Source organism: Planctomicrobium limosum, from assembly GCF_051465645.1.
In the GTDB taxonomy this organism is placed as follows: domain Bacteria; phylum Planctomycetota; class Planctomycetia; order Planctomycetales; family Planctomycetaceae; genus Planctomicrobium.
In genome coordinates this window covers 2,842,024-2,854,238 of record NZ_CP195790.1, presented here as the reverse complement: position 1 = coordinate 2,854,238, position 12,215 = coordinate 2,842,024, and the positions used below count along the sequence as shown (strand labels likewise).

The 12,215-nt window shown below is 53.2% G+C and carries 11 protein-coding genes; 3 read left to right on the top strand and 8 right to left on the bottom strand.

Translation table 11 applies throughout. The features are described 5' to 3' along the window. Positions 1-66: 66 nt before the first annotated feature. Positions 67-1,002: a UbiA family prenyltransferase gene (locus SH527x_RS10700; RefSeq protein WP_437190669.1), complete on the bottom strand. Its 936-nt coding sequence runs from the start codon at positions 1,000-1,002 to the stop codon at positions 67-69. 777 nt (positions 1,003-1,779) lie between these two features. Continuing rightward, complete coding sequence (locus SH527x_RS10695; RefSeq protein ID WP_437190668.1) at positions 1,780-2,286, bottom strand: hypothetical protein; 507 nt, start codon at positions 2,284-2,286, stop codon at positions 1,780-1,782. Positions 2,287-2,802: 516 nt separating this feature from the next. On the opposite strand from SH527x_RS10695, the gene SH527x_RS10690 reads away from it, so the two are divergent. Next, complete coding sequence (locus tag SH527x_RS10690; RefSeq protein ID WP_437190667.1) at positions 2,803-2,967, top strand: hypothetical protein; 165 nt, start codon at positions 2,803-2,805, stop codon at positions 2,965-2,967. A 255-nt stretch (positions 2,968-3,222) separates the two neighbouring features. Here the strand turns inward: SH527x_RS10690 and SH527x_RS10685 are convergent, their stop codons facing one another. Further along, entirely contained in the window at positions 3,223-4,641 is a 1,419-nt protein-coding gene (locus SH527x_RS10685; RefSeq protein ID WP_437190666.1) for a sigma-54-dependent transcriptional regulator, read from the bottom strand. A gap of 218 nt (positions 4,642-4,859) precedes the next feature. Between SH527x_RS10685 and SH527x_RS10680 the strand changes: the two genes are divergently transcribed. Next, complete coding sequence (locus tag SH527x_RS10680; protein ID WP_437190665.1) at positions 4,860-5,609, top strand: (5-formylfuran-3-yl)methyl phosphate synthase; 750 nt, start codon at positions 4,860-4,862, stop codon at positions 5,607-5,609. Positions 5,610-5,853: 244 nt separating this feature from the next. Here SH527x_RS10680 and groL read toward each other — a convergent pair whose 3' ends face one another. From groL to SH527x_RS10655, 5 genes are all read right to left on the bottom strand, one after another. Then, the gene (groL, locus tag SH527x_RS10675) at positions 5,854-7,473 is read right to left on the bottom strand and encodes a chaperonin GroEL (RefSeq protein WP_437190664.1); all 1,620 of its coding nucleotides are present in this window, start codon (positions 7,471-7,473) and stop codon (positions 5,854-5,856) included. A 131-nt stretch (positions 7,474-7,604) separates the two neighbouring features. Then, on the bottom strand, positions 7,605-7,913 hold the full coding sequence (locus SH527x_RS10670; RefSeq protein WP_437190663.1) for a co-chaperone GroES: 309 nt from the start codon (positions 7,911-7,913) through the stop codon (positions 7,605-7,607). 517 nt (positions 7,914-8,430) lie between these two features. Beyond that, positions 8,431-9,186 (bottom strand): MBL fold metallo-hydrolase, encoded by a 756-nt coding sequence (locus tag SH527x_RS10665; protein WP_437190662.1) that lies wholly within the window; start codon positions 9,184-9,186, stop codon positions 8,431-8,433. A 38-nt stretch (positions 9,187-9,224) separates the two neighbouring features. Continuing rightward, on the bottom strand, positions 9,225-10,061 hold the full coding sequence (locus tag SH527x_RS10660) for a purine-nucleoside phosphorylase (protein ID WP_437190661.1): 837 nt from the start codon (positions 10,059-10,061) through the stop codon (positions 9,225-9,227). A gap of 42 nt (positions 10,062-10,103) precedes the next feature. Next, positions 10,104-10,232, bottom strand: a complete 129-nt coding sequence (locus tag SH527x_RS10655; RefSeq protein ID WP_437190660.1) for a hypothetical protein — start codon at positions 10,230-10,232, stop codon at positions 10,104-10,106. A 450-nt stretch (positions 10,233-10,682) separates the two neighbouring features. On the opposite strand from SH527x_RS10655, the gene SH527x_RS10650 reads away from it, so the two are divergent. Continuing rightward, a complete protein-coding gene (locus SH527x_RS10650) occupies positions 10,683-12,194 on the top strand; it encodes a serine/threonine-protein kinase (protein ID WP_437190659.1) in 1,512 nt (503 codons plus the stop codon). The last annotated feature ends 21 nt before the right edge of the window (positions 12,195-12,215 follow it).

Here is a 12,215-nt window from a genome sequence, read left to right as displayed (position 1 = left end):
CTGGTGCTGCGAGTGATCTGATACGTCGGATTTGCAGCGATTTTCGCTTGATTCCTGCGGTGACAGTTATGTCATCGGGGTCCAGCGTCGAATCAGAATCGCTGGGACGACAAGAGCCAGTGTGGCAATGGCGAAATTAATTCCTTCGTCCCCGCGATAGTAGTAGATGACCATCGCGTTAATGCTAATTAAGGACAGAAGCATGACGCCAACTGCCGCCTGAACGACTGCGGGGGATGGATTGAACATTGCGGCGACTGCACGTCGGTTAATCGTTGCTGCGATGACCGCAAGAAGCACAAAGATTGATTCCGGAGGCTGAATCAGGCCAGATGGAACAGGAATTCCCCAACTAGGCAGCTGATTGGAAAACCACAGCCCCAGAAGGATGAGTCCGGCATTCACGACCATCAATGCCGGAAATAAAGCCGACGCTGTGTTCTGTCTCGCTTCTCGACGGGCGAAAAGTGTGACTCCGGTGATGTAAACGCACATCGAGATTGCATACCAGAGTTGTGGCCAGCGGAAGAGATCGGCGAACGACTCGGCCGCACAACTCGCTCCCAATAGAATGTTAAAAAAGCGACATGTGCCCATCGAAATCGGGGCGAGAAAAGTCTTCTTCAAGACCCCGTCGTAGAGAAAAATCGCGACTGCAGTAAAGCAGGCAATGATCAGACTGAACTGGCTGATCATTGCAGCGGCGATCAGTCCGAAGATCATCAAAATCGTTCCGAACAGGACTGCACTTCGGACTGAAATTGCACCAGAGGGAATTGGTCTGCCGGGTCGCTCTTGCTGGTCGATTTTCCGATCAAAGATATCGTTGAAAACCATGCCGGAAAGATAGAGACCTGCCGAAGCGAGGAGCACCAGGACAAATTCCTGAGGAGGTTCCCATGTTGCCCGAACTAATAAATAACTTGCCGCAATATCTGCTAGTGCGGTGAAGATCGTCGGGATTCGGCAAAGCCGCAGATAAGGAATGATGGATGCCGCCATGGGATTTGCTTTTATTGGTCAGGTCGGTCGCTCATCGGGAGATGCGGATTCAACACGGATGACGTGTTACCAATTCCTTGCGACGTTCAGATTTTTACTTCAGATTCGTAACAACAGTCGCTTCATGTCGGAGCGTGAATGTGATTGCTCGACTCTCCTCACGGAACATCACCGCCGACACGCTTCTTGAAACAATCAGGCAATAATTTCGGACTCGGATTACAGGCGGTTGCCGGTGAGCACTTATTAAAGGGAGTTTTCGAAACGTTGACTGACATGCCGTTCTCTGGCAGTTGAGTTCGTTTTTGAAAGTGCTCGGCGGAACTGAACAATACAATCCGATTTCAAAGTCTTGAACTTTGATTGCTCTTGGAAATTGCCTGCATTGATGCAGCATTCTGGTCGCTTATCGCAAGTCCAGGAATGGATACATGGTAAGTCGGGACGCCATTGTTTCCACTGATTGAAGAAAGAACAGTGGGAATTTCGAGAAGAGAGTTCAGGTCAGAGGGCAGGAGACCGGGATCTCCGCGGTGAACTCTATGTCTGATGATGTGCTCGGAGCCGAGAACGCCATGTGTTCTTGAGCACTTAGAATGTTTGATCTCTGGAATGGCTGAGTAGCCACTGCGACACGGGATCAATGACTGAATGAGACGACCGGAAAATGAAAAACGCCGGACTCAGTTAAGAGTCCGGCGTCGAAGTTTTCGATTCACGAAGCTGAGAGTTTGGGGAACTTTAACTCAGCTTCAGTGTGATTCGATCAGTTCAAGCTTAGTTGCAAGCAGCTGGAGCACCGCAAGTTGGGGCACAAGCTGGAGCACAAGCTGGTGCACAGACGTCAGCTGTATCACAGCAGTTTGAGTGACGTGAGTGCAGTTTGTGCTTCAGGCCTTTGAACCAGCCAGCGAGACGGTGACGTGCTTTGCAGTGGCTAACTGGTGCACAGCAGTCGCTTGGAGCGGCAGCTGGAGCACAGCAGTTTGGAGCAACAGCTGGTGCACAGCAGTCTGGAGCAACAGCAGCTGGAGCAGCGGCTGGAGCACAGCAATCTGGAGCAACGGCTGGTGCACAGCAGTCTGGAGCAACAGCTGGAGCACAGCAATCTGGAGCAACGGCTGGTGCACAGCAATCTGGAGCAACAGCTGGAGCACAGCAGCTTGGAGCTGGAGCACAGCAGGTAGCAGCTGTTTTGCTGTGCAGGCGGCTGAACAGGCCAGCGTTTGCAACGTTAACAGAAGCAGCGATCAGAAGAGCAGCACAGAGTGTAGTCAATTTCATCTTGAAATCTCCTCGACAATTTCCCGGGGGTTGAATATGTGAGCTTCGTTTAGCGTTTGCTTTCGCGGGGTTAAACGCTCTCGAAGCTCTCCAGTCACCACGAATGTTTGGGTCCACCTGCCCAATGAATTCGGCGTTCTGCGAATTCCAGTCGAGCCTCTGTCATTCATTTTGCCCTCCGTCGAATCATTCGGTTCCGCCTATTCCGTCTGTAGCGATCGTATTGACTGTAATGCCCCTGAAAATGTCGGAATTGGCTCAATCAGACCGTAACCGCCAAGTCGCATGGACGTGTTTGGATTCAACAATGCGTTGGTGGGAGGCGATTTCGGGGCAATTGCACGCATTTTAGAGCTTGTTCTTGATCGATTTTTTCAGGCTGTTCGCTGATTTCCGAGAGTCTGGTGACGGGATGTGCGCATCCTTTCGCAGGGCTCCTAGATTCACATCGCGTTCCGCTTATTTAATGTTTCCTGCGGAACGCTGTCGCAGTTCCCCCGACATCTGAGCAGTTTTTTGGAATTCAGTACCGGCGTCTTTCTGAACGCTGAGGTCTGGAGTTCCGGACTGGCCGACATCGAACTGGCGTCAAACTGGAGATCCGGGCCGATGGCTGGAGACTGGTGTGGCCGGATGGGAAAGAAAGAGCCAGAAGAGATCGAGGACTTCTTGCAGGGATAGAAAGTTCAGTCGACGGCCAAGAGTGGGCTGCTCAGAAAGGAGCGGCGATCGGCGGTGCCAACGCGTGCGATGCACCGGAGGGAGGGGGCCCGCGAAGCCAAGGGCTCAGGCGAAGGTCTTAGAATGCAAAACGCCCCGAGGATTGCTCCTCAGGGCGATTCGTTTTTCGCTTTACTGACCTCTGTGCACTTCAGATCCAGTCAGAGTCGAAGTCCGACTCTCAAAGTGCGGTGCAGGTAGCGACAACTGAGGCATTCAACCTGCTTTGGCATGGTCGAGTGACTGTTGCTGGTTGAGTTTGTTGTAGAGAGTCTTCAGTGCGATCCCAAGTTCGTCGGCGGTCTTTGGTTTGTCGCCTTTGAACTTGTCCATCGTCTGATTGATCACTTCCATTTCAATTTCCCGCAGAGTCATCGGGAATGAGAAGTTGGAAATATCAAAGGGGCGATTGTTCGATGCCTGACGTCGTGTGACGCTGGTCGGCAGATCATCTGGTTGGATGACACTGCCACCGGACAGGATCACGGCGTGTTCGATGGCATTCGCAAGCTCGCGGACGTTTCCTGACCATTCATGGGCTCGCAGGGCTTCGACCGCTTCAGGAGAAAGGAAGTTATCTGGAACATCCTTTCGCTTGAGGTGTCTGCTGGCCAGGAATCGAGCGATGGCTGGGATGTCGTCTTTTCGTTCTCGCAATGGTGGCAGACGAATTTCGAAAGTATTCACACGGAAGAACAAGTCTTCCCGGAATCCGCCTTCAGAAACCATGTCTTCCAGATTGCGGTTTGTCGCACAGACAACTCGGACGTCGACTGTGAATGCGTCGTTTTCGCCAACGCGACGGACTTCCCCGGATTCAAGGAATCGCAGCAATTTAACTTGCATTGATTTGTCGAGTTCGCCCAACTCGTCGAGGAACAATGTTCCTCCGTTGGCGACTTCGATGAGACCTTTTCGCGGAGTATCAGCCCCGGTGAAGGCACCCTTTTTGTGTCCGAAGAGTTCGCTTTCCACAAGATTGTCAGGCAGCGCACCGCAGTTCACAGCCACGAATGGCATTTTTGAACGATTGCTGTGTTCGTGGATACTGCGAGCGACGACTTCTTTTCCGGTTCCGGTTTCGCCCAGAATCAGGACGCTGGAATCGGTCGGAGCGATTCGTTCAACGAGCTTTTTCACCCGAGCCATTGCCGAGCTTTCGCCGACAAGATCGGTTTTCCCACGAACAGTCTGCAGTTCGCTTTCGAGAGCTGCAGCACGGTTGACGAGGGTTCGCTTTTCAGCGACTCGTTTCAGGACACTGTCGATCTCGACGATCTTGTACGGCTTGCGAAGGAAGTCGTACGCCCCCATGCGAATTGCACGAATGGCGTCATCGAATCCCCCGTGACCGGTACTGATGATGATGTCGGTATCGACGCCTGATTTTTTCAGGTGTTCAATGACGGCCCAACCATCAACTTCGGGCATCCGCAAGTCGACGATTGCTGCGTCAAATGCGTTGTCAGACAACGCTTCCAATGCTGCTTTTCCGCCGTCGACGATCGTGACATCATGTCCGATCCGCTGAAGCTCTTTTCCCATTACCATGCGAATGGGAGCTTCATCATCGACGAAGAGCAGCCGTAAACGACGAGCGCCCATGACGCCCGCGTCGTCCATCCTTGACGACATATTTACGATCCTATGTTTGAGAGACTTCCTCCGAACGGAGGTGCCTGGATCTGGGTGGGTGGTGATTGCGTGAGGAGAGATACCAGAAAGCAAAAAGTGTGTAAATTCGAGTCTTCGTAAATGAGCAATTTTCTTCTCTAAAACATTATTTTACAGTTTCTTACGTCATCTCGTCTTGTGCTGAAACTGACTTTTTGATCTCTGTTTGGACCCCCTTAATGTCGCTCCCGATTCGGCTGTTAGTCAGTGTCAGAAATGCAGTTGAGGCAGAAATTGCCGCTTCAAACGGGGTCGATGTGATCGATTTTAAGGAGCCAAATCGAGGGGCACTGGGGATGGTTCAGCCAGAAATTCTCGATACGGCAATTCGCCTCGTTTTGAATAAACAGCCCAGTCTCACGGTGAGCGTTGCCTGTGGAGAGGTACAGGAGTGGGGCGAACCGGCTAGCTTTGAGCTCTCTGGTGTCGATTACCTGAAAATTGGTCTCGCTGGATTGCGTGGCGACGTGAACTGGGTGGAGAAGTGGCTTCAGTGTCGTGAGATGCTGTCGCAGTCAGTAAAGCGGGCAAATGGAACGGCACCTGGCTGGGTCGCTGTGATCTATGCAGATGAAGACCTCGCACAATCCCCCCCAGCTGAAGCGATTATCGACGCGGCAGGGAAGACTCGATGTGCTGGCGTTCTGATTGATACCGCAACCAAGCAGGGGGGCGGAGTATTCAACTATCTGACTCAGGGAAAAATTGAACATTACCGAGATCTGGCTCACCAGCAGGGGATGTTTTTTGCTCTGGCAGGGAAATTGTCGTTGGCCGATATGACGCGAATTCGTCAGGTGAGAAGCGATTTCGTTGCGATTCGTTCGGCCGCGTGTCGTGATGGAAACCGGATTGGCGAGATCTGTGGCCGTACGCTCTCCGAGTTTAGGGAGCAACTTTCCGCTGGTCAGACCGGTTCGGTCTCTTAAGTGGCCGCGCAGCAGCCTTTCTGATCGAAGCAACGCTGAATTCCGCGTGCCAGAGACCCGACAGGATTTCCGGGAACTCCTTAGAAATGTTCCCGACCGAGCCAATGCATTGTTCTTGTGCCAAGGCTCTCGATTCCAGTTGGTCTCGTCTGAAAACGAAGATGGCCCTGAGCGTTTCCACTCAGGGCCATTTCAATTCAATTCACGTCAAAGCTCAACGTGACGACTCAAGAGCGAATGGCTCTTAGTAGAGATCGCCGTCATGGCCGTGACCGCCGGCCTTCTTGTCTTTGGCTGGCTTTTCTGCGATCAGGGCATCGCTGGTCAGCAACAGAGTTGCAACGCTGGCGCTGTTCTGGAGAGCAGTACGAGTCACCTTCACTGGATCGATGACACCGGCTTTCACCATGTCTTCGTAAGTTTCAGTTGCTGCGTTGTAACCTTCGTTCCCCTTCTTCTCTGACACCTTCTCAGCGATCACAGCACCGTCAACGCCGGCGTTGTTTGCGATTTGGGTCAGAGGAGCGCGGCAAGCACGGCGAATGATGTTGTAACCAACTTCTTCGTCGTGGGTCAGTTTGCCTGGCTCAACGGAAGTTGAAGCACGCAGAAGAGCAACACCGCCGCCTGGCAGGATGCCTTCTTCAACGGCAGCACGGGTTGCGTGCAGCGCGTCTTCTACGCGAGCTTTCTTTTCCTTCATTTCGGATTCGGTTGCTGCACCGACGTTGATCTGAGCAACACCACCGGAGAGTTTTGCAACGCGTTCTTCGAGCTTTTCGCGATCGTAATCGCTTGAGCTGCCAGCTGCTTCACGCTTGATCTGCTCGATACGAGCTTTGATGTCAGCAGTCTTGCCGGCACCTTCGATCAGAGTGGTGTTGTCCTTGTCGACAACAACTTTCTTCACGCGGCCGAGGTCGGAGAGCTGGAGGTTTTCCAGTTTGATTCCGAGGTCTTCGAAAACGGCCTGTCCGCCGCACATAATTGCAATGTCTTGCAGCATGGCTTTACGACGATCGCCGTAGCCTGGAGCTTTGACAGCTGCGATTTTGAAGGTACCGCGGAGCTTGTTGATCACGAGAGTCGCGAGGGCTTCGCCTTCGACGTCTTCAGCGATGATCAGCAGTGGCTTGCCAGCGTTAACGACCTTTTCCAGAACTGGAACGAGGTCTTTAATGTTGCTGACTTTCTTTTCGTGGATCAGAACGTAAGCGTCTTCGAGCAGGACTTCCATTGCCTGGGAGTCTGTAACGAAGTACGGAGACAGGTATCCACGGTCGAACTGCATCCCTTCGACAACTTCGAAGTCGGTCTGCAGGCTCTTGCCTTCTTCGACGGTGATAACGCCGTCTTTACCAACAGCGTCCATGGCGTCAGCAAGGATCTTGCCGATCGTTTCGTCGCCGTTTGCAGCAACGGTTCCGACCTGAGCAATTGCCTTCTTATCGCGGCATGGGATGGCCATTCCCTTCAGCTTTTCAGTGATGTCACTGACAGCTTTGTCGATACCGCGTTTCATTTCGAGCGGGCTGACACCGGCAACGACGGCTTTCAGACCTTCGTTGTAGATTGCTTCGGCCATGATTGTGGCAGTTGTGGTTCCGTCGCCGGCGACATCGCTTGTCTTGCTGGCAACTTCGCGAACCATGCGTGCGCCCATGTCTTCGAACTTGTCTGACAGTTCGATTTCACGAGCAACAGTAACACCGTCTTTAGTCACGGTTGGTGAACCAAAGCTCTTTTCGATGATCACGTTACGGCCTTTTGGGCCGAGGGTGACGCGAACAGCTCTGGCGAGCTTGCTCACTCCGCGTCGCATGGCTTCTTGTGCTTCCTGATCGAAAGCAATCATCTTGGCCATTAGAGAACTCCTGATGCAGTTATCAGATTGTGTTTGATGGAATTTCGTGTTGAGACGCGATGCCGCTGAATTCATCTGCACGAACTGGGTGCCAATTCATGCAGGAAAGTGGCAATCCATTCTCAGAAGCATTAGTAGGTACAGAGAATGTCGCGTTCGCTGAGGAGCAAATACTCTTCGTCGCCGACTTTAATCTCGTCGCCAGCGTAGGAAACGAAGATCACGCGATCCCCTTCCTTAACAGTCAAAGGAAGCTTGCTGCCATCCTGTTTGGTGTGGCCGTCGCCAATTGCGATCACTTCACCACGTTGCGGCCGATCTTTGGCTGAGTCCGGCAGGACGATTCCACCAGCAGTTGTGGATTCTGCAGCTTGACGCTTCAAGACAACCTTGTCCCCGAGCGGAACAATCTTCGAACCGCCTTTGGCCTTTTTCGCCATGAATGACTACTCCTCAACCCCAATTATTTTTTGACTGCTCCGCCCGATCATCGTTTCACACGATCTCTAATCATCGGGTCTGCTCGCTCGCAGCGGCGACGCTGGACGGAGAACTAATGCGAAGACCTACTCTAACAAACGCCGTGCCAGATTTCCTCCGAGTCATAAGTGGCAAGTGGCAATTGTTTTGTGAAGATGGGAAGTCTTGACGGTAGCGACTTTTTGGCCGATCGCAGGACTTTCTGTCAGGCTGGCCGGTCAAAGTGGCAGGTGGTGATCGGGTTGAGTGGTGCTGCCAGGAGGCACATTTCAGGCAGAATCCTTGAACAAGAGTTGCTGCTTTTGTGGAAAGCTAGCTGATCCATCTTGGGGGCTGCCGCCGCTTCCGGCTCTATGGAAGCAGAGAGTGGTTGAGTAGACCGTTATGGTCTCTCCCGGGGCCACTCCTGTAGTCGGTTCGAATGGAGGACGGCTGGGCTTTGCGTGCCGGCAAAGATGCCTTCTTCTTGGAACCGCTCTATACCGTGAGCGACATGTGGTCGGTGCCCAGTTCTGTGTTGGGGAAGATTGCCTGCATGGCAGGGATGTTGACGGGGTCGATCTCAGGGGAGGTCGCGTCGACATGTACGATCAGAAGTCGGCCGACGTTGGCAGATTTCGCGAATTCTGCAACCTGAGTCGTGTGGCTATGGCCGGTCATTGCAGCGATGTCTGCTTGCGAGTCAGGAAAATTGCATTCGTGGATCAGCAGGTCGGCGTTTCTGGCAAATTCGAAATACGATCCATCCACGCGAGTGTCCGTGATATAGGCAAGGGATCGGCGACGGTCGGGGTCGTTGATGTCGAGGCGGAATGCGATTGACCCGCCTGGGTGGCTGTGGAGTGGTTGCCAGCGCAAGGTGCAATCTGTCGCGACATCTATTGATCCCGATTCGCTCAGTATTTTGTATTCGAGTGGGATATCTGCAGGGAAAATCGCTGTAGCGAGGAGGTGGTTTCGAACCGAGTTCAGAGTCGGTTCGTAGCCATGAATGGTGATTTTTTCGATCTGATTCCGCAGCAGTGGGATCAGCAGATACGGCAGTCCGACAATGTGGTCAAGGTGCGCGTGTGTCAGAAAAATGTTGAGCGACGAGGTCGAAATGTGGTCGGCGATGCGGTAAAGGCCAGAGCCAGCATCGAAAATCAGACCAATTTCAGGGAGCATGATGCAGGCGGTCTGCCGGCGATCATTTGCGTAGTAGCCCCCTGTGCCCAGTAGCTCGATGCGCATGGCGGTCCCGTCTCGTGTTCATGCCACGCCACGGTTTCCTACGAGTTGACCTTGGCGTCGTGGGCAAGGATGCCTTTGACGAGGGATCGCAGTTTTGGCTCGGCGTGATTGGCAGTCTCGATGATTTCGCTGACGACTGCAGGCTTCAGGGAATCGGCGAGACACATGTCGGTGACAATGGAAAGTCCGACGGTTCGCAAGCCAGCGTGAACGGCAACGATGACTTCTGGAATTGTGGACATTCCCACAATATCAGCGCCGATCTGCCGCAGGAATCGGTATTCCGCGCGAGTTTCCAGATTTGGCCCAGCAACGGCGACCATGACACCTCGGTGGGCGACGAAATTGTCGCGACGCGCGATTTCGAGCGCAACGTTACCGAGTTCCCGGTCATATGGGGCGCACATGTCCGGGAAGCGGGGACCGAGGTTGTCGTCGTTGATGCCGATGAGCGGGTTGTCGCCCATCAGGTTGATGTGGTCGTCGATAACGACGATATCTCCACACGCATAATTCGGGTTCATTCCACCCGATGCGTTGGAGACGATCATCAACTTGGCTCCCAGTGCCTTAAAGACACGCACTGGAAGCGTAATGTCTTTGAGGGAATATCCCTCGTACATGTGAAACCGGCCTTCCATGGCGACAACAGGTACGCCGTCCAAGGTTCCGCAAACAAGGCGGCCCCGGTGGCTGGTTGCTGTTGATTTCAGGAAGTTCGGAATCGACTCGTAATCGAATTCGGCTTCGATCTTGATTTCGCCGGTGAAACCGCCAAGGCCGGTGCCCAGAATGATTCCGGCATGTGGGGTTTTGTCCCACTTGGCTCGGATGGCCTGGGTTGCCTGGGAGATTTTTTCTGCAAGATCGAGCATCGGACCCTCAATTACGGGTTGGAAACGGGGGGCCGCAGCGTATTACGCAGCTGGCTTGGCGCATCGCTTGCAGCGAACTCGTTTCCCTTTTTTCCCGATCATTCCGCCGCACTTTGTGCAGCGTTTGGTCTTGCGGGCAATCTTCGCCTTGGTACGTGGACGGTAAACCATTGTTCTAACTCCTGACCCTCTCGTGGGTTACTAATAACACACCGGGGCGATCATGATTTTGGAGTCGAAGAGGTTACCTGTTCGACGTTTACGATTCAACTCCAGAGCCCCAATTCTACTTTGAATGACTGTTTTACTCTTTTCTCCAAGCCGTCTTTGCAGGCAGTCTCAAGTTCTGCGATAGTTCTTATCCAGAATGACTTAAGTTCCTTCGGGATCGTCTCTGCGATGTCCATCTCAAATTGCTGCAGGTATCAGAAGTAGAGCACTCCCGGTACACTGGTTGATGCCGTTTTGAGGTGTTATACGAATCAGATGTTGTGGATGAATCCTGAGGGGTTTGGCTGATTTGGCAGGTTCGGGATTTCAGGTGGGTCTCGCTGGATCTGGATTTTAGTGACGTGCACAGTCGGAATTGTGTCGGATAACTTCGTTGCGGAGTAGCAGGGGATGAGTTCCGGAAGCCAGTTTCAGTCAGGACAAGAGCCTTCGGAGTCCAGCGTCTCTGCGTCGAGTTCTCGGATTGTGGGGGCACAGCTCGGTGAATTTACGTTACTGAGGAGGCTGGGCAAGGGGGGGATGGCTGAGGTCTGGCTGGCAGAGCAGACGAGCCTGAAGCGGAACGTTGCACTGAAGCTTCTTCGCTCGGAGCTGATGGAAGACGAAAGCTATGTGAAGCGTTTTCAGACGGAGGCCAAAGCCGCTGCTGGTTTGAATCATTCGAATATCGTGCAGGTGTATGCGGTTGGCTCTGATCGTGGTCAGCACTTCATCGTTCAGGAATACGTGCATGGGCAGACTCTGAAAGCTCTGCTGCAAAAACGCGGTCCGCTCGATCTCAATCTCGCTCTGATGATTATGCGTCAGGTGGCTGCGGCGCTGCAGGCAGCCGGCGAACGCGGCATTGTTCACCGAGACATCAAGCCGGAAAATATCATGCTCACCCGAAAGGGGGAGGTGAAGGTCGCCGACTTTGGATTGGCTCAATTGCAGGGAGGGGAGAGGCTTCATCTGACTCAGGAAGGAGTCACAATGGGGACCCCTCTCTATATGAGTCCAGAGCAGGTCAGTGGTCAGCCTGTCGACCAGCGCAGTGATATCTATTCGTTCGGAATTACGTGCTATCACATGCTGGCAGGAGTTCCTCCGTTTCAAGGGGAGAATGCGGTCAGCATTGCAGTGAAGCACCTTCACGAACAGCCAAATCCCATTGGAGAAGTGCGACCGGACTTGCCGTCTGTGGTGTGTCAGATGATCGATCGAATGATTGCCAAACAACCAGCAGACCGATATCGAGATGCGGCGGCAATTGTGAACGATGTTCGCAAACTCGCGAAGGCACTGAAGACTGGCGAGTCAATTGAAGATCTGACTGGAGAAGGGAATCGATCTGCATCACGATTTCCAGTGGCTCGACCGATCCCTGTTTTCGTTGCGATGTGTCTGGCGGTGCTGTCTCTGAGTGCGACTGCCGGTTGGCTGGCCCGTCCAAAAGTGCCGGCAACCAGTGAAAATCCTCTGGGAGATGTTCCTCCGTTCAATACGGCGCGCGAACAGTATGTCTACGCGATGTTCGCAATTGACGATGAAGACGCGTTTAAGGCTGTCGTTGCGAGGTTCGAAGATCCCAACGACAAAATCTGGCGGCGTCGTGCTCAGGAACAACTGGCACTGCTGTATTTAAAGGATCGCCGTCGCGAGGTTGAGGCTCGAGAACAGCTACAGATCTTGAGGAATAAAGTGGATCCAGGTGATCCAGAGTTAATTGCTGAAGCCAGAATTGGCGAGGCCTATCTGGACGCGATTCATAACAACGCGGACATCGCACGACGAATTTTGCAGTCCGGGACTGAAGATTTCGATCAGCTCCTGACTGGAAGTTGGAAGCAGCTTGCTCAGGAAGTGCGTCAACTCACCGCGAATCCTCAGTCACAGCCGCGCGGATCACGAGAGATGCCATAGCGCGACCGGACGATGTGTCTC